This window comes from Devosia sp. (assembly GCF_036563435.1).
Classification (GTDB): domain Bacteria; phylum Pseudomonadota; class Alphaproteobacteria; order Rhizobiales; family Devosiaceae; genus Devosia.
Window position 1 is genome coordinate 170362 of record NZ_DATCMJ010000014.1, and the last position, 17093, is coordinate 187454.

General features: G+C 63.4%; 14 protein-coding genes and 1 tRNA gene. 7 read left to right on the forward strand and 8 right to left on the reverse strand.

All coding sequences use genetic code 11. The features are described 5' to 3' along the window. From VIL88_RS09070 to VIL88_RS09080, 3 genes are all read left to right on the forward strand, one after another. Positions 1–1242, forward strand: a complete 1242-nt coding sequence (locus VIL88_RS09070; RefSeq protein ID WP_331987948.1) for a hypothetical protein — start codon at positions 1–3, stop codon at positions 1240–1242. Continuing rightward, the gene (locus VIL88_RS09075) at positions 1239–2606 is read left to right on the forward strand and encodes a heme biosynthesis protein HemY (protein WP_331987950.1); all 1368 of its coding nucleotides are present in this window, start codon (positions 1239–1241) and stop codon (positions 2604–2606) included. The genes VIL88_RS09070 and VIL88_RS09075 overlap by 4 nt, the downstream gene beginning before the upstream one ends. Before the next feature lie 13 nt (positions 2607–2619). Then, positions 2620–2695 (forward strand) — tRNA-Thr (locus VIL88_RS09080). A gap of 9 nt (positions 2696–2704) precedes the next feature. Here VIL88_RS09080 and VIL88_RS09085 read toward each other — a convergent pair. The 5 genes from VIL88_RS09085 to VIL88_RS09105 all read right to left on the reverse strand — a co-directional run bounded on the left by VIL88_RS09085 (position 2705) and on the right by VIL88_RS09105 (position 11856). Next, the gene (locus VIL88_RS09085; RefSeq protein ID WP_331987952.1) at positions 2705–3469 is read right to left on the reverse strand and encodes an N-acyl amino acid synthase FeeM domain-containing protein; all 765 of its coding nucleotides are present in this window, start codon (positions 3467–3469) and stop codon (positions 2705–2707) included. 133 nt (positions 3470–3602) lie between these two features. Beyond that, positions 3603–5885, reverse strand: coding sequence for a putative bifunctional diguanylate cyclase/phosphodiesterase (locus VIL88_RS09090; RefSeq protein WP_331987954.1), 2283 nt, complete (start codon positions 5883–5885; stop codon positions 3603–3605). Between the two features lie 166 nt (positions 5886–6051). Next, positions 6052–9507: an error-prone DNA polymerase gene (locus tag VIL88_RS09095; RefSeq protein WP_331987956.1), complete on the reverse strand. Its 3456-nt coding sequence runs from the start codon at positions 9505–9507 to the stop codon at positions 6052–6054. After that, entirely contained in the window at positions 9504–11168 is a 1665-nt protein-coding gene (locus tag VIL88_RS09100) for a DNA polymerase Y family protein (protein WP_331987958.1), read from the reverse strand. Before VIL88_RS09100 ends, VIL88_RS09095 begins: the two co-directional genes overlap by 4 nt. Continuing rightward, the gene (locus VIL88_RS09105) at positions 11059–11856 is read right to left on the reverse strand and encodes a hypothetical protein (RefSeq protein ID WP_331987960.1); all 798 of its coding nucleotides are present in this window, start codon (positions 11854–11856) and stop codon (positions 11059–11061) included. The genes VIL88_RS09100 and VIL88_RS09105 overlap by 110 nt, the downstream gene beginning before the upstream one ends. A gap of 248 nt (positions 11857–12104) precedes the next feature. Here VIL88_RS09105 and VIL88_RS09110 point away from each other — a divergent pair, with 248 nt between their 5' ends. Next, the gene (locus tag VIL88_RS09110; protein ID WP_331987962.1) at positions 12105–12545 is read left to right on the forward strand and encodes a TerB family tellurite resistance protein; all 441 of its coding nucleotides are present in this window, start codon (positions 12105–12107) and stop codon (positions 12543–12545) included. Here the strand turns inward: VIL88_RS09110 and VIL88_RS09115 are convergent, their stop codons facing one another. Next, complete coding sequence (locus tag VIL88_RS09115) at positions 12546–13088, reverse strand: hypothetical protein (RefSeq protein ID WP_331987964.1); 543 nt, start codon at positions 13086–13088, stop codon at positions 12546–12548. Positions 13089–13198: 110 nt separating this feature from the next. Between VIL88_RS09115 and ppa the strand changes: the two genes are divergently transcribed. Both ppa and VIL88_RS09125 read left to right on the forward strand, forming a co-directional pair. Next, complete coding sequence (gene ppa / locus VIL88_RS09120) at positions 13199–13732, forward strand: inorganic diphosphatase (protein ID WP_331987966.1); 534 nt, start codon at positions 13199–13201, stop codon at positions 13730–13732. Between the two features lie 61 nt (positions 13733–13793). Then, the gene (locus VIL88_RS09125; protein WP_331987968.1) at positions 13794–15173 is read left to right on the forward strand and encodes a serine hydrolase; all 1380 of its coding nucleotides are present in this window, start codon (positions 13794–13796) and stop codon (positions 15171–15173) included. On the opposite strand, the gene VIL88_RS09130 is transcribed toward VIL88_RS09125, so the two are convergent. After that, on the reverse strand, positions 15170–15706 hold the full coding sequence (locus VIL88_RS09130) for a cytochrome b (protein ID WP_331987970.1): 537 nt from the start codon (positions 15704–15706) through the stop codon (positions 15170–15172). The two genes, VIL88_RS09125 and VIL88_RS09130, sit on opposite strands and share 4 nt — an antisense overlap. 76 nt (positions 15707–15782) lie before the next feature. Here VIL88_RS09130 and VIL88_RS09135 point away from each other — a divergent pair, with 76 nt between their 5' ends. Then, entirely contained in the window at positions 15783–16229 is a 447-nt protein-coding gene (locus tag VIL88_RS09135; protein ID WP_331987972.1) for a MarR family transcriptional regulator, read from the forward strand. On the opposite strand, the gene VIL88_RS09140 is transcribed toward VIL88_RS09135, so the two are convergent. Further along, the gene (locus tag VIL88_RS09140) at positions 16219–16584 is read right to left on the reverse strand and encodes a VOC family protein (protein WP_331987974.1); all 366 of its coding nucleotides are present in this window, start codon (positions 16582–16584) and stop codon (positions 16219–16221) included. The genes VIL88_RS09135 and VIL88_RS09140 overlap by 11 nt on opposite strands. Positions 16585–17093 lie beyond the last annotated feature (509 nt).

Genomic DNA, 17093 nt, shown 5'->3' on the forward strand with positions numbered 1-17093 from the left:
ATGGCGGACACGACAGGTAACGATCCCAAGGCTCCGGGTAAACCGGAGCCCGCAAAGCCCGAAGCCAAGTCCGGCGCGGTCAAGCCGCCCGTTCTCGACATGAAGGCGCGCGACAGCGCTGCCGGTGCTGCAGGCAAAAGTGAGCCGAAACCGTCGACCACAAGCGGCCCCAAGCCAGCTGTCGCTGAAGCGCCCAAGCCTGCCAGGCCTTCGCCTGCTCCTGCCGCTGCGCGTCCGGGTTTTCCTGTCGGGGCGACGCTTGCCGGAGGCGTATTGGGCCTTGCTGCCGCCTATGGTCTGGCCTGGGCGGGGCTCTGGCCAGACCAGCCTGCGCCCACACCTCCAGCCGATCCGCGGCTTGCCCAGTTCGCCACTTCTATCCCCGAACTCGAAACGGTGACGCAGACCACCCAGTCCGAACTGGCGACGCTCAACCAGCGCATTGCCGCCCTGGAAGAAGCTGAACCGGTCAGCACGGCCGAAGCCGCTCCGGTGGATCTTGGACCCATCGAGCGACAGCTTGCCGATCTCGCCGCGCGTGTCGACACGGTCAGCAATGCGCCGGCAGAGCAAGTCGATAGCGGCGAACTGAATGCCCAGATCGCCGGGCTGACGGGACAGCTCGACGAACTGTCGGCGCGGCTCGGCACGGCGGAAGCCAATCTGCGCACGCTCGATACATCCGTTACGGAAGCCACGGCAGCCCTGGCCGATCAGCCCAGCGACATTGGCGCCGTCTTGCAGCTGCCGCTTGTGCTATCCGGCCTCGAAACAGCATTCGAAACCGGCCGCCCCTATGAGGCTGAACTGGCCGCCCTGCGCGCGGCAGCCCCGGATGCGTTGATCCCCGGCGCCATTGCCAACAATGCCGCGAACGGCCTCCCCCGCCCTGACCTGATCGCCAGCCGCTTTGCCGAGGTTCTTCCCGCCATGCTTGCGGGCACGCCGGCCGATCCTAATGCGCAATGGCAGGACGGCGCCCTCGACTGGTTCCGCTCGGCCATCGCCCTGCGCCCCACCGGCGAGATCGAAGGCGACACGCCCGAAGCGATCATGTCGCGCCTGGAAGGCGCCGTGGCGCGCCGCGATTTCGCCGCGGCCGATGCATTGCTGCAGCAACTGCCCCAGCCCATGCTGGCCGCTGCCGGGGAAGTGCCGGCAATGATTACCAGCCAGGCAGAAGCGGCCAACTTTCTCCAGTCCGTACGGACCAGCGCCCTCTCCGGTGAGGCCCAGCAATGATCCGTCTCGCCTCCTGGATCGTCGGCAGCCTCCTGATCACGGCACTTGCTGCCTGGATGATTTCGCTTCCGGGTACCCTGACCCTGGAAGTGGCCAATTACCGCATGCAACCCCGCCTCGGCGCGGCCGTGCTGATCTTTCTCGTCATTGCCATTGCCGTCATCATCATCTGGACGATCCTGCGCCGTATCCTGGGCGCGCCGCGACACTTGGCGCGCCGCAACCGAGAGCGGCGCAAGGAGCAGGGCGTCCAAGCCCTGTCCGACGCGGTGATCGCCCTGCAGGCCGGAGACCCGGCGCGAGCCCGGCACCTGGCGCGGGAGGCTCAGGCGCGCCTGCCCACCAATGCCGCGGCCCGGTTGCTGGAGGCGCGTGCGGACCTGGCCCTTGGTGACATGCCGGCCGCTCGTGAGCACTACCGGGCGCTGATCGCTAGCGAGAAAACAGCCGTGGCCGCCCTGACCGGGCTTTATGACCAGGCCCGGGCACAGCAGCGCCCCGAGGCGGCGCTGACCTTTGCGCGCAAGGCCATGGCCCTGGCGCCTTCCAGCGGCTGGGCCGCCGATGCCGTGTTCGATGACATGACGCAACGCGGCCAATGGGCCGAAGCGGTGGCCATGGTCAACAACGAGCAGGCCGGCAGCCGCGCCGAGCGGGCCCGCAAGCGGCGGCGCCAGGCGGTGATCGAGACGGCCCGTGCGCGCGAGGCGGAAAACAGCGCGCCTCTGGCGGCACTCGACCATGCGCTGACGGCGCTGAAGCTCCTTCCCGACTTTGTTCCGGCCGCCCTGATTGCGGCGCGCGTCCACATCAATCGAGGCGAGACTCGCCGCGCCATGAGCCTTCTCCGCCGCATCTGGCGCGCCACAAGTCATCCGGATATCGCTGCCCTCTATGCCCATGCCCAACCCGGTGCCTCGGCACTGGAGCGGCTCAAGCGCCTGCGCGAGATCATTGACGTGCCGCCGCCGCATCGCGCCGCCGGCATGACCCTGGCCCGGGCCGCCATCGACGCCTATGACTGGCCGCTCGCCCGGCAGGCCCTTGCTCCCTTTGTCGACGGAGATGTCACGCAGGGCGTGGCAAGTCTCATGGCCGAAATCGAGGAAGGCCAGAGCGGCGATCAGGGCAAGGCCCGTGAATGGCTGTCGCGGGCAGTGCGGGCGCCGCGCGACCCGGCCTGGACCGCTGACGGCATCGTGAGCGACGAATGGGAGCCCATCTCGCCGGTGACCGGCCGGCTCGATGCCTTCGAGTGGAAGGTGCCGGTGACGGTCACCCACCGCGCCGCCGAAGCGGCTCCCTTGCCGCAATTGCCGGCCGAGGCCGCCTTGCCTCTTGCACCCGCCACAAACCCAACGTAAAAGGCCACCCGTTGCCGCTTTAGCTCAGTTGGTAGAGCACATCATTCGTAATGATGGGGTCACGTGTTCGAGTCACGTAAGCGGCACCACTCCCCCTCCTAGTCGACCTCTGCGTGCTGGTTCTCGATGACGCGCAGCCGGTGCGCCAGACGTGCGCTGGGTGAGACGATCCTGCGCGGTCCCGAATCCGGGGCAAACAGTGCGGCACGCTCCTCGGGCGTCGACATGAAGAACGGGAACCGGTCGGCCACCCGGTTGCGGATGGTGGGCACGTCGGCTGCATAGAGGCAGACGGGAAAGCGCAACTCGCCCCAGAAGCGCTCATCACCCAGCCGTTCCGATCCGAAGACTCGCCGGTAGAAGGCTGCATGCTCCGCCCGAACCGAGGCGATGCAGTAGCGGACGGCGAAATGCTCGCTGGCCATGGCGACGATGCGCAGCGTCAGGTAGGGCAGCGCCGGCAAGGCAAGGGAGGCATCGTGATCGGCGGTGAAGCGGCTGGGGTCGATATAGCTGTCGCCGCGATCCAGTGCCGGATCGAGGATCTCCGGCCAAATGGTGCGGCTGGGGGACTGCCGGTTCTCTGGCGTCACATGGTGAAAGCGCAGCGAGCTTACCAGGTTACCATCGATATAGACGCCGAAGCAGTAGCAATTGTCGGCATCATCGTAGCTGTCGCGGGTCACCTGCTGCGAGTTGACCGGGATGAAGTCTTCCCGCCGATAGGCCTCGTAGCGAAGGCGATAGACGGGATCAAACTGCTGGTCCACCGACACCCGCCGGTATTCCACCCGATCCAGCAGGTCGATCAGCGTCTCGGCAAAGCGCGACGAACTGGATTGGCCTTGAAGCGCAGAACTCATGCAAACGAACCTCTTGTAACGAGGTTCACGGTAACGCTTGGTTAGCTATGCGGGTACGGATAAATTTTCCGCTGCAACGGCCAAGTCCATGAATTCACGGTGAAAAGCGTTATCTGGCAGGCGTTAACGACCGTTAACCACAGCGGAGGTTTGCCTCGCCTGCATCGAGGCCGCTGTTTAGATGTTCGATCACACAGCCGATCTGCTGCTCCGGCACCGGCCGGCTGAAATAGTAGCCCTGCACCTGCTGGATTTCGGTTCCCGTTCGGATGAGATTGCACTGCGCCTCGGTTTCCACGCCCTCGGCCACCACTGTGAGTTCGAGATCGCGACCGAGCTTGGCAACGTTTGCCAGGAGCCGCCGCGACCGTTCGTTGTGCTCGATGTCGCCCACAAAGGACTGGTCGATCTTGAGCTTGGTGAAGGGCAAGGCGTGCAGGTAGCTCAGGGCGGAATAGCCGGTCCCGAAGTCGTCGAGCGCAATGCCAATGCCGCGCTTGGAAAAGTCGCTAAGAACGCGCTGCGCAATCTCCCGTTCTTCGATGACGGCGGTTTCCGTCACCTCGATTTCCAATCGGTCCGGCGTCAGGCCGGAGAAGGCCAGCGCGCTGTCGACGAGGTCGTTGAGATCGCGCACCCGGAAATCGCGCGCTGATATATTGATGGCAACAGCCACGTCGTCGGGCCACTGACTGCACTGGAGTGTCGCCCGGCGCAACACCCATGCCGTGATATCCGAGATCAGCCCGATTTCCTCGGCCAGCGGGATGAACACCGACGGTGCAATGGGGCCAAGTTCGGGATGGTCCCAGCGTGCCAACGCCTCGCAGGCAACGACCTTGCGGCTCTGGATGTCGAGCAGCGGCTGGAAGGCGAGGCTCAATCCGTCGGACTGCACCGCGCTGCGCAGGTCGGCCTTGAGCCGCTGCCGATAATGGTAGTCGACGTCCATTTGGGCATGGAACACCTGGCTGCGGGCCTTGCCGTCGCCCTTGGCCGAGTAGAGGGCCAGATCCGCCTTGGTCAAAAGCGTGTCGAGCGCCTCCTCCCGGTCAACGCTGAGGGCAATGCCCAGGCTGACAGTCGCGGTAAGGGTCAGCTCCTCGAGCACGAATGGCTCGGCAAAGGCCTGGAGAATGGCGGTGCAATCTTGTTCCACCCGCCGCTCGTCGCCCGCATCGCCGCGATAGACGACGAACTCGTCGCCGCCAAGCCGCGCCAGAACGGAGTCAACGGGCAGAGCCTGGCGGAGTCGTCGCGACACTTCCACCAGGAGCTTGTCGCCCACCATGTGCCCGAGCGTATCGTTGACATGCTTGAAATCGTCGATGTCGATCAGCGTCAGCGAGACCAGGCGTTCGGCGGCTTCGGGGCGCTGGCGCTCCAGCAGGTCTTCGCTGGCAAGATCGCCGAAATAGGTACGGTTGGGCAACTGCGTCAGCGCATCGTGGCGCGCCATGAAATTGATCTTCTCCTCGGCGGAGACGCGTTCGCTGATGTCTTCAAACAAGAGGACGCAGCGCTCCTTGCGGGCGCTGACGGTCACTTCGAGGTAGCGGTCTTCGCCAAAGCACAGGAGGACCTTGCCGGGCGCGCGCGTGCTGATCAGATCGGCGAGGCGATCGACGGCGGTCCGCGGCAGCATTGTGCTGTCGGTCAGATCGGCAAGAACCGAGCCAAAGGGTTGGCCGATAAGGTTGGGCTGACCCAGCTCGGCAAAGAGGCGGATCGCGCGCTCATTGGCCACCGAGATCACGCCGCGCTCGTCGAGCATGCAGAGGCCATGTTCGAGCGTGGCCATGGCCATATCGAGTTCGGCAGCCAGGCGCGAGGCTTCGACCCGGCCATGAACGGCACTGAGCAAAAGGCTTCGGATGTCGCCGGCGAGCTTGCGAAAGCTGCTGAGCATGACGATCAGCAAGATGGCCAGTACTGGATGGTAGACATCGTTGCGCAGCAGCAGGCCCAAGGACAGTGGTGAGATGACCAGAGCCATCTGCAGCGTCACCAGCCGGTCGAGGCCAAAATTGCGGGTACAAATGCCCACCATCACGGCGATGGTCAGGGTCGAGCTAACGAGTTCGGCATAGGGATCGCGCACCACCAGCATGCTGACCAGGCACCAGAGGCCATAGACCAGTGCCAAGGCGCTGCCGATGGCGACGGCCCGGTTTTCCCAAGCCTCTGCCGCCAGGGCATCGTCGCTGTCGATGGCCGCAAGCCAGAAGGCGCGCATGTTGAGGTAGCGCAGCAAACCGATGACGATGAAGGCAAGGGCGAAGATATAAAGGGCGATGGAGTTGGTGTGGAAAGCCGAAATGCCGGCAGCGAAGGCACTCGCGAAAGCCCCGGCCAGCATCGCGCCCCGATCGGCATAGACCGAGCGGATCACCGACACATAATCGAGTGCCGGCATTGTCTTGCGCGCTGAGCTAAACAACCAATTCCCCTGTCATGACGAACTACAACGCTCGATGGATGAAGAACGGCTTGGGCGAAAGCATCTGGTCCGCTCCATAAGATCTTTTCCCTAGGGGAGAGTGAACAGCGGATTAATGCCGTTGCCAGCCGATGATTGCGCCTCAATGAAAATTCCGGCCGCTGGGCAGGGCGGCATAGGCCCGTCGCCGTGCCATTTCGATCTCCCGAATAGCATTGCGATCCCGGCTCTGGCTGCCATGCGGCCCCGACTTGCCTTCGTCGGCACGGGCCACCACGGCGTCGCCAATATCCACGCCATGCGACAAATCGAGCAAATGGGGCGTCAGATCGACCATGTCCTCGACGATGACGTGGATGACCACCCCTTCACGCTGTACCTTGCCGCGAACCGCCAGCATGCGGCTCGACAGCAGCGTCTTGCGCATCTGGTCATCGTTGAACAGCTTGGGCCAGACCACGAGATTAGCCACCCCGGTCTCGTCCTCGAGCGTGACGAAAATCACCCCGCTCGCCGTACCCGGCCGCTGGCGCACCAGCACCAGTCCCGCCACTTCGATCCGCACATCTGGATTGACAGTGCCCAAGTTGGCTGCCCGCGTCGTGCCCCGGTCATCCAGCATGGGCCGAAGGAACTGCACCGGATGGCCCTTGAGCGACAGCGACAGGGTGGAGTAGTCGTGGATGACCTCTTCGCCCGGCGACATCGCAGGCAGGTTGGCAGCATCCTCAACTGGTGAACTTGAGGGCAGACCCGAAGTCGAAAAGAGAGGCAGCATTTCTGCGCCGTGCGTACCGACGAGTCCTTTCACGACCCATAGCGCGTCACGCCGGCTCAGCCCGAGCGATCCGAAGGCATCGGCACGTGCCAGTTTTTCAAGGCTGGCAATCGGCACGCCTGTACGAAGCCAAAGATCGCGCACCGAGGCATAGCCTTCGCCCCGCCCGGCAACAATCTTCTCCATGTCCTTCTGCGCCAGTCCTTCCACAGCGTGCAGCCCGAGACGAACCGCCTTATTGGTGAGGATGTAGTCTGCCATCTCGACATGTCTTGGCCAGATATGCTGACGCAGCTCATGGGTGGTCTGTTCCAGCGTGCTGTCCTTGGGAGAAAGATTGATATCGGCTGGCAGCACCTTCACCCCATGTTCGGTGGCATCGCGAACCAGCTGGCTTGGCGCATAAAAGCCCATCGGCTGTGAGTTGAGCAGCGCGCACAAGAACACATCGGGATAGTGGCACTTGAGCCAGCACGAGGCATAGACAAGCAGGGCAAAGCTTGCGGCATGGCTTTCCGGAAAGCCATATTCGGCAAATCCCTCGATCTGGGAAAAGCAACGCTCGGCAAACTCCCGGCTGTAGCCGCGGACATTGTTCATCATGCCGGTAATGAACTTGTCCCTGAACCCCCCGATCTTGCCGGTGCGGCGCCAGGCCGCCATGGCCCGGCGCAAGTGATCCGCCTCTCCGGCAGTAAAGCCGGCGCCCTTAATGGCCATCTGCATGGCCTGTTCCTGGAACAGGGGGATGCTCAGCGTCTTTTTCAGCACCTGGTCCAGGGGATCATCGGGATTGGCGACCCACTTTTCCTTGCCCTCACGCCGCTTGAGGTAGGGGTGGACCATGCCCCCTTGAATCGGACCGGGCCGGACAATGGCTACCTCGATGACGAGGTCATAGAATTCCTTGGGCTTGAGGCGCGGCAGCATGGTCATCTGCGCCCGGGACTCGATCTGGAACACCCCGACCGTATCGGCCCGATGGGTCATCTCGTAGACGGGTCTGGCGCGCTCGGGATGATCATATTCCTCCGTTTGTAACTGGGCGAGTTCGACCTTGTGCCCGTAATGCTGCTCCAAAAGGCCAAAGGCCCGCCGGAGGCAGGTCAGCATGCCAAGCGCCAGCACGTCGACCTTGAGTATCTTCAGGGCGTCGATGTCGTCCTTGTTCCATTCGATAATGGTACGGCTATCCATTGCCGACTTGCTGATCGGCACCAGGCTTTCGAGGCTGTCGCGGGTGATGACGAAGCCACCAACATGCTGTGACAAGTGGCGTGGAAAACCTCGCAGGACCTTCACCACTTCAAACATCTGCGCCAGCACCGGGTCGTCCGGATTGAGGCCCAACGTCCTGACCTTGCCCAGATCGAGCTTTGACCCCCAGCCCCAATGAAGCTGGTTGAAAGCAGCAACGGTGTCTTCGGACACTCCGAACACCTTGGCTACTTCCCGAATGGCACTTTTGGAGCGGTAGCAGATGACATTTGCCGTCAGACCGGTGCGCTGTCCGCCATACTTTTTGTAGATGTATTGCATCACCTCCTCGCGCCGCTCGTGTTCGAAATCGACGTCGATGTCGGGCGGCTCGTCGCGCTCGGTGGAGATGAAGCGGCCAAAGACCAGGGTCGCCTTGCGGGGGTCGACCTCTGTTATTTCAAGACAATAGCAGACGGTGGAGTTGGCCGCCGAGCCTCGCCCCTGACACAGAATACCGAGGTCATAGCGCGCATAGCGCACAATATCCTGCACGGTCAGGAAATAGGCGGCATAGCCCTTGTCATTGATGAGCTTGAGTTCCTCAAGGATTTGCGCCCGGGTTTCTGCTGGCAGGCCATCGGGGAAGCGTTTTTCCGCACCCTGCCAGGTCAAGCGCTCCAGCGTCTCCTGCGCTGTTTCGCCATTGCCTACGGTTTCTTCGGGATAGTTGTATTCCAGCTGATCGAGCGAAAATCCGATCCGGTCAGCAAACAGCTTGGTCTGAGCAATGGCATCTGGATGCTCTGCAAACAGCCTTGCCATCTCCGCTGGGAGCTTGAGATGCCGTTCGGCATTGGCCGACATCAGCCAGCCGGCATCCTCCAAGGTGGTGCCTTCACGAATGCAGGTCACCACATCGGCAATCACCCGGCGGCTCGGTTCGTGGTAGAGCACGTCATTGCTGGCTATCATCTGCGCCCCATGGCGCCGCGCCAAAGCCGCGACGCGATTGAGCCTGGCCCGATCCTCGCCATCCAGACGCGGCGTCCCGGCCACCCAGACCCGGCCCGGCGCGGAGCGGCTGAGCTGGCCGAGAATGTTTTCCGTATGCGCCCAATCGGTTTCATCGGGCATAAGGATGAAGAGCTGCCCCTGGGCATGGTGTTCCGGCGGACCCTGGTGGTCGGCCGAGACGCTGGCGGCGCCGAACAGATCGGCAAAATGCAGGATCGGCTTGCCCTTCTCTCCACGCTGATTGGCAATGGTCAGCAGCTTGCACAGCCTTCCATAGGCCACACGGTTACTTGGATAGGCGATGATGTCGGGCGTGCCATCGGCAAAGCAGAGCCGAACCCCGACAAGATAGCGGAAATGGGCGGGACGCTCCTGATGGTCTCGCGCTGCCACATAGCCTCGCACCACGCCGGCAAAACTGTTGCGGTCGCAGAGACCAAAGGCGCTGAGGCCCAGATGAATCGCGGCCGAAACCAGCTCCTCGGGATGGGAAGCGCCGCGCAGAAAGGAAAAATTGCTGGTTCCGATCAGCTCGACATAGTCCGGCGTCCGCAGGACCGGCAGACGAACCGAACGGGACGGCGGCAACGTGATGACCTGGCTCATGAGAAAAACCCATGCAGATACCAGGTCGGCATGGCCGGGCCGCCATAGAACCCAAGGCGGAAGAGCCAGAAGCGCCGGCCGTCTTCGTCTTCGACACGATAGTAGTCACGCACCTTCTGGTCCGGCTCATGGAGGGGGAGTTCAGGAATGTAAGGCGGCGGCTCGAGTTTCTCGCCTGGCTCGGGCTGCTTGGGCTCGGGTGGCGGCACAAGTTCGAGTCGTTCCGCAAAACGCCACCACTCTTCTTCCAGCCGCTCCGGACCGGCCCCCTTGACCAGCCGGTATTGCTGGCGGCGCCAGATCATCAATGCAGGCAGCCCGTCGGGCACTTCAGCGCTAATGGCTACATATTCCGGCACGGGCAGCAATCGCACCGGACGCGTGAACAAACGCGGTGCGGCCACGGCCGGCTTGCCACCCTGGGTCGGAACCAGCCGGGCGCTGCGTTCCGGCATATGGCTGGCCACCATCTGAGTCCGCAGCACCGCCATGGCGCCAAGACGGCTGGCCATGCGATCATTGAGCTGATCGAGATCCTGCGTCCCGTCGTCGCCAGAAAATGCCCCCAGCTGGCTGGGCTCGAGCATGTCGAGCGAACTGGCGGCCAGCCGGATCATGTCGATCCCAAACCCCGCGTCATAATCTCCCGAAAGCCGTTCGGCCCGATGGACGAACAACTGGGTGATGTGATGGGGATCGCGGGTCACTCTGGCCGAATTGACCGACAAAGACATGACCTTGTGATCGACCCGATACAAAAACAGATGAAAGGCCTGAGCGCCCTTGCCGTCAGCCTCGAGCCGGTAGGCGAGTTGGATGGCAAGGTCATGTGCGCAGGCCAACACGTCATCCATCAGTCCGATGGGATCGGCAAAGCGCCGCTCGACATGGTGTTCGGCAACCGGCAGGCGCGGCGCCATGCGCTCTTCGATGAGGCCATAGGCCTGATCGAGCCTGGTCAGCAAGGATAACCCGAAGCGCGCCTGCAATGGTTTGCGCGGGCGCTGGCGCAACTGGCCGATAGTCTTGAGACCCATCTGGGTCAGGGTGGCAACCTGCTGCTCGTTGAGCCTGAGAGCGGAGACCGGCAAAGCATTGAGCAGGGGGACAAGCTCCTCCGCCTCGATGACCCGGCTGGACAAAAAATGGCTGGCCGCCCAAGCCGCACCGATGGTGGGAGCGATTGCGCCGGTAACGCTGTAGCCGAGGAGGCGCAGCCGGGTCAGGAGCAGGCGCAGCATGGCGCGTTCACCGCCGAACAGGTGATCCACCCCGGTTATGTCGAGCACCAGATCGCCGAAGCGGCTGACATCGTCTAGCACCGCCACCATGGGACTGGCATTGGAGTGCCAATCGGCAAAGTCGGCAAAACCGGCTTCGAGCAGCGGCCAGTTGATTTCCCGGGCCGTCAAAGTGGGTACCAGGGCTCGGGCATTGACCAGGGTTTGGCCAAGCATAATGCCAGCCTGGGCGGCCTCGCTATCAAATGCAACGATCCTGAGGCCGCCCTTGATCTTTTCGTAAAGTGCCAGCGGACCTGCAAGCGCTGGGTCAGCCCGCTTGAGATAGTCGGTGGGCCAGGTGCTCAGGAACAGCACGAGAAAGCGGCGCTGCCGGACGGATGGACTGATCGGTTCGAGAAGTGAAGTTTGAAAATCCATTTTCGGTCCATCCCAGCACCCATTCGGCATGCTGTTTGATCAATGAGCCGCGTTCGAGCCTAACCTTCCATCGCGCCGGGCCTGGCGCTCGATCATCAAATTGCTTGCGCCCGCTGCGCGTCGGCATCAGATGCCAGCGCAATTGCGCCGCACTGGTCTGGCGCTGGGTGCCATAGCGAAGCACAAACACCGAACTGCCAGCTTCCGCGGCCCTCAGGCTGAGGCGCCGACTGGCAGTGAAATCGAGCAGCTTTTGATGCCCGGCAATATCGGCCACCACGCCGGCCACCGCCTGGCAGGCGATCGCCTCCTCGGCCGCCCATAGCAGTTCGGCCATATTGGCGGGACGCACCAGGATCATGGCACTTGGGTCGAGCCCGAAATGCTTGAACCCCGGTCCATAGGGCATGCCCAGTTTTTGCGCTTCGTCCGCCAGTTGCAGATAGATAACGGCAATGCGTTGGTCACTTAAAAGGCCGCGCAACTGTCCCAAGGCAAAACCCAGGCTTGCCCCGGCATTGCGCCGGTCATCGGTGAACACTTCCTGCAGCAGGCCGCCAGCAAGCATGGGGAATCGTCCGTCCTCTTCCACCCTTGCCCGGGCTTCGGCCAGCGCTGGTTTGCGCTCGATATCGGCAATGGTGTCCCGCAGCGCGGCGATGCGCTGTTGGCGATCGGGCGAGATCATCGCGCCAATCCTTTCGAAGTGAACAAAACAGGAACATGGTGACTCCGAATCTTTCGAGAGTCGAGTCCCTTTTCTTGCTTTCCTCATCAGGCTGGTGTGGCGCCGCGGCATCAAAGGCGGTCAAGAGCGCGTGACAGCACCACTGAGCCATTGAGCGAATCGGGGAGGCTGCTAACTGTTTGAGGCCTGCCTCCCGGCGTGCAAACCCGTTTCGCTGCTCGATTCGCTCCCCGAAGGAGGCTTTCGCCATGTTCGAGGCCATCACCCGTCTGTTTACGCGTCCCGAGGAAACCCTGGACGTCCATGATCCCAAGCTTTCGGTCGCGGCGCTGCTGGTACACCTAGCTGCCGTCGACGGGCAGATGAAGGACACCGAACGGGACGCCATCAAGGCAGCTTTGCAGAGCCATTATGGCCTGGATTCGACCAGCGTGGATAAGTTGGTCAAACAGGCGGCGCTCCGCGATGCGGAGGCCGTGGATTTCTATACCTTCACCGCCGCTATCACCCAGCTCGAGATGGAAGACCGCATCGAGATCATCCGCATGATGTGGACCGTGGTCTTTGCCGACAGCAAGAATCACGAGCTGGAGGACAACATGGTCTGGCGCATCGCCGAACTGATCGGCGTCTCCAGCCGCGACCGCACCATTCTGCGCAACCAGGTCAAGACCGCCTCGGCCCCCTAGCTACCAGGCCGAAAAGGCGCCGATGATCTCCACCTCATCGGTTGCGCAGTCGAACGTGCCCGAGGCATCGGCTGCCTGGCGCGCCAGTTCGTTGGCATCCTTGTTGGCCAGGGCATCCACATAGGCGATGTGGCACGAATTGCCCTCCACCAGCTGCGTCACCACGAGGACTTCGCCCTTGTCCTCACCGGTTTCGGGATCAGCCGTATGGTAGCGCACGATGGTGGCAATGGGCATCCAGCGGCCCAAGGCATTGCTTAGCCGCCACTCGAGCTTGGGACCCAGATAGTTGAAGGGCGGCAGGGTCTGCCCGTCCGCCATCTTGGCGCCAAAGCCGTAGATCAGCGAAAACCGGAGGTCGCCTTCGGTGACCATCAGCGGATAGCCCTTGTAGCCCGGACAGGCCCAGCTGGCGCCAAAGTCGTCGGCATCGAGCACGAGGCAGAGGTCAAGATCGAGATCGGTATAGGCGCTGTTGAACGCGGCCATTGCCGGTGTGGCACAGCCCAGCATCATCAGAGCGGCGGCGGCAATCGGCTTCATCCTGACTTCCTTTGCATGGCACCTCGGCGCAAACTGGCTTGCCTTTGCGGCCTGTTGTGGGCACAACCCACCGACTTTGTCGCTTCCCCGATGAACGAGAGCCAAGCCCAATGAATATCGACGCGATCCCAACCGGCAAGAACCCGCCCGACGACCTCAACGTGATCATCGAAGTGCCGCTGGGCGGCGAGCCGATCAAATACGAGATCGACAAGGATTCCGGGGCGCTGTTTGTGGATCGCTTCCTCTATACGCCGATGCGCTATCCCGGCAATTACGGCTTCGTGCCCCATACCCTCTGCGGCGACGGCGACCCGCTCGACGTCATCGTCATGAATTCGCGCCCGCTGGTGCCCGGCGCCGTGGTGCGCTCGCGCCCCGTCGGCGTCCTCTACATGGAAGACGATGGCGGACAGGACGAAAAGATCATTGCCGTGCCGGTATCGAAGCTCACGCGCATGTATGACAACATCCAGGACATCGGCGATTTCCCCGAAATCCAGCTCGAGCGCGTGAAGCACTTCTTCACCCATTACAAGGATCTCGAGCCCGGCAAGTGGGCCAAGATCGACCGCATCGGCAACCTCACCGATGCCCGCAAGGTGATCCTCGACTCCATCGAAATGGCCAAGGCGGCCAAGTAGCGATCCTATCCCGGCCTCTGGCGTTGTGCTCTGAACCAGGACACGATGCCGGAGGCCGCCCATGACATACCGCCCTGTCGCGCTGGCGCTGCTGGCGCTGCTGGCGCTCCTTGCCAGCCCTGCCCTGGCACAAGAGGCGCCGGACCCTGCCCGGATCATTGCCGACCGGATCGACCGTGACGGGCACGGCACCGGGCTCGTCACCGCCGTCGTCCAAGACGGAACGCCCGCCTTTGCCAGCCATGGCGTGACCGAGGCCGGCAGCTCGACGCCGGTGGACGAAACCACGCTGTTCGAGATCGGCTCGCTGAGCAAGATTTTCACCAGCCTCCTCCTGGCGCAAATGGTGCTCGACGGCACGATGGACCTCGACAGCGCGGTCGAAGACTACCTGCCCGAGGGCACGGACATGCCCGACTTCGAAGGCACGCCTGTTACGCTCTTCGACCTTGCGACCCATTCGGCCGGCCTGCCCCCGATCCCGCCCGAACTCGCCTTTGCCGATCCGGCCAATCCCTACCCTGCCTATACGCAGGACATGCTGCTCGACACCGTGGGCAAGCTGCCGCTCGCCAGCGAACCGGGCATCCATTACAGCTACAGCAATACCGGCTATGCCCTCCTTGGCGTCGCCATCGCCCATGCTGCGAACCGCTCCTATGGGGAACTCGTGACGGAGCGCATTCTCGAGCCCCTGGGGATGGAGGATACGCTGCTGGTGGTGAGCGGGGATAAAATAGCGCGCTTCGCCGGCGGCCATGACGCGGCGGGAGAGCCTGTGCCGCACTGGGATTTCGACGTGTTTGCCGCCGCGGGCGGCTGGCGCTCCAGCGCGAGGGACATGGCCAGGTTCATTGCCGCGGCGAGCGGGCAGATCGAGACGCCGCTGGCCCCAGCCTTCGCGCTGATGCTGGAGCGCACCCGCCCCGCAGGATCGCCCGGCATGTCGATCGGGCTGGGCTGGATGATCCGCGAACGCGAGGGCGGCAGCACGGTCTGGCACAATGGCATGACCGGGGGCTTCAACAGCTTTGCCGGCTTCGACCGCCAGAGCGGACGGGCCGTCGTGGTGCTGGCCAACCAGCTGACTGCGACCGGCATCGAGGATATCGGCTTTCACCTGATCGATCCCGCCGTGCCATTGGTGCCACAGCCGCCCCAGCGGGAGGCGGTGGAGATCGATCCGGCCCTGCTCGACAACTATGTCGGCACCTATGAACTGGGGCCGGAATTTTCCATAGCCGTTACCGCCGAGAACGGGCGCCTCTTCGTGCAGGCCAGCGGGCAGGATCGCCTGGAGGCCTATCCCGAAAGCGACAGGCGCTTCTTCCTCAAGGCCGTGGACGCCCAAATCAGCTTCGAGACCGGCGCCGATGGCGTCGCCACGGGCCTGGTCCTCCACCAGAACGGCCAGGACGTCCCCGGCACCAGACGCCCCTAGCGGCCCAACCCCATGCGGGCCAGCAGCCGGTCGCCGCGGACGAACTGGTGCCAGAGTGCGGCGCCGATATGGACGACAAGCAACGCGATCAGGAGGCGCGCGATGATGCCGTGGACGGTGAAGGGTGGCGCCAGCGAGAAGTCGGGCAATGGCAGGGGCGCATTGCCGAACAGTTGCAGATTGGCGCCCGTCAGGATCACCGTGGCAAAGCCGCTCGACACCATGACGAGGATCACGACATAGAGGCCCAAATGCACCAGCCGCGCCGCCCAAAGCTGCGGCGCCGGCATGCCCGGCGGGTTCCCCGGGTGCTTGTCGAAGACGAGCCACCACAGGATCCGCAACAGCGTCAGCACGCCCACCAGCATGCCGGTTATGGCATGAAAGCGCAGCAGGCCGAGCTTTTGCGCGCCATCGGGCATGTTCGCGGCATTGAGGCCGCTGGCCAGCATCAGGACAATGGCCAGGGCCGTCAGCCAGTGGATGGCGATGGCGACGCTGCCGTATTTCTGCGCGGAACTCCGTAAAGGCATGGTCCTGCTCCCTTGGAACATCGATGGAAGGTGCATATAGTGAGCCAACTATATACTTAGATAGTGTGCTATGTAAATGCCCCTGCTGCGTGAGACCTCCGTCGGCTACCTGACCAATTGGGCGGGGCGCCTCCTGGTGCGCGAACTCGACCGCCACCTCTCCCCCATCGGCCTGTCACCGGCCCATATGCCGGTGCTGCTGGCGCTCGAGCATGGGGAGGCGACGCAAAAGGAGATCGCCGAGCGCGCATCGGTCAAGCAGGAGACCATGACGGCGACGCTCAACCGCATGGAGCGCGACGGGCTGGTGTCGCGCCGGCCCAATCCCGACGACGGGCGCTCCATGCTGGTGGCGCTGACGCCGCTGGCGCGCGAGAAGCTGCCCGAGGTGGAAGCGGCGGCGCTGGCGGTCAATACGCTGGTGCTCGAACAGCTGACGCCCGGGGAGCGCCGGCAATTCCTCGATCTTCTCGGCCGCGTCATCGGCGTGCTGGAAGCGCAGGACGACGCCCCTAGACGTTGACGAAGCCCTTGGGCGGCTCGGCCAGGGTAATGCGATTGCCCTCCGGATCGGTCACTTGCCGGATCACGCCGAACGCGCTGTTGCCGAGGTCTGGGCCCGCCACGATGCCGGCCTCGGCCAGCCGCGCCACTTCGACCTCCATGGCCGGCACGACAATGGTCATCTGCCCATGGCCGGCATGTTCGGGCTCGTGCCAGAGCTGGACGCCCGCTGCCCCCATATTGCGCCACTGCGCCATGCCGGGAAATGGCTGGTCATCGGGCTGACGGCCCATCAGCTTGCCGTACCAGGCCAGCGCCCGCTCGAAATCGGACACGGCGGCACAGGCATAGATGCCCTGAACGGTGATCGGCATGGTGTTTCCTCCGGGAGTTGGTAACGAGACGACGAGCGAATTTGATCGCTTTCGACACGCCCGAGTCAAACGGGCGCGACAAGGCTCCGGATGGCCTTGACGCTTCCGGTTGCAAAGAGGCAGCGGATCCCGAGACGGCTTTCGCCTCTTGAGATGATTTATGTGAGACGATCGCCGTCTCGGGACGTCCGGTTTTATGCCGGACACGGGACTCGCGGGATCTCCAACGCTCGCGGAGATTCCGGCCCATGCCTCGACCCGCCCTGGCTGACGTTGCCATGCGCCCGGCCCACTCCCGCCACTGTCGCCTGCAGGCCGCCTGCGCGGGGTGGATGGAGGGAGGATATGCTGGGCAAGAGGGGGTGGGGATAAGTTTGTGTGGGCGGTGACACTCCAAGCAGCCCGATTGCCTTTCGCCACCACTGAACGTCACCCTCGGGCTTGACCCGAGGGGGCTTTACTTCAACCACGTTCCGCAAGTGCAGGGCCCTCGGGTCGAGCCCGAGGGT

What these genes read in the sequence shown, in the direction of transcription:
- VIL88_RS09070 (WP_331987948.1), top strand. Translation starts at nt 1, where the DNA reads ATGGCGGACACGACAGGTAACGATCCCAAGGCTCCGGGTAAACCGGAG.
- VIL88_RS09075 (WP_331987950.1), top strand. Translation starts at nt 1,239, where the DNA reads ATGATCCGTCTCGCCTCCTGGATCGTCGGCAGCCTCCTGATCACGGCA.
- VIL88_RS09085 (WP_331987952.1), bottom strand. Translation starts at nt 3,469, where the DNA reads ATGAGTTCTGCGCTTCAAGGCCAATCCAGTTCGTCGCGCTTTGCCGAG.
- VIL88_RS09090 (WP_331987954.1), bottom strand. Translation starts at nt 5,885, where the DNA reads ATGCCGGCACTCGATTATGTGTCGGTGATCCGCTCGGTCTATGCCGAT.
- VIL88_RS09095 (WP_331987956.1), bottom strand. Translation starts at nt 9,507, where the DNA reads ATGAGCCAGGTCATCACGTTGCCGCCGTCCCGTTCGGTTCGTCTGCCG.
- VIL88_RS09100 (WP_331987958.1), bottom strand. Translation starts at nt 11,168, where the DNA reads ATGGATTTTCAAACTTCACTTCTCGAACCGATCAGTCCATCCGTCCGG.
- VIL88_RS09105 (WP_331987960.1), bottom strand. Translation starts at nt 11,856, where the DNA reads ATGATCTCGCCCGATCGCCAACAGCGCATCGCCGCGCTGCGGGACACC.
- VIL88_RS09110 (WP_331987962.1), top strand. Translation starts at nt 12,105, where the DNA reads ATGTTCGAGGCCATCACCCGTCTGTTTACGCGTCCCGAGGAAACCCTG.
- VIL88_RS09115 (WP_331987964.1), bottom strand. Translation starts at nt 13,088, where the DNA reads ATGAAGCCGATTGCCGCCGCCGCTCTGATGATGCTGGGCTGTGCCACA.
- ppa (WP_331987966.1), top strand. Translation starts at nt 13,199, where the DNA reads ATGAATATCGACGCGATCCCAACCGGCAAGAACCCGCCCGACGACCTC.
- VIL88_RS09125 (WP_331987968.1), top strand. Translation starts at nt 13,794, where the DNA reads ATGACATACCGCCCTGTCGCGCTGGCGCTGCTGGCGCTGCTGGCGCTC.
- VIL88_RS09130 (WP_331987970.1), bottom strand. Translation starts at nt 15,706, where the DNA reads ATGCCTTTACGGAGTTCCGCGCAGAAATACGGCAGCGTCGCCATCGCC.
- VIL88_RS09135 (WP_331987972.1), top strand. Translation starts at nt 15,783, where the DNA reads ATGCCCCTGCTGCGTGAGACCTCCGTCGGCTACCTGACCAATTGGGCG.
- VIL88_RS09140 (WP_331987974.1), bottom strand. Translation starts at nt 16,584, where the DNA reads ATGCCGATCACCGTTCAGGGCATCTATGCCTGTGCCGCCGTGTCCGAT.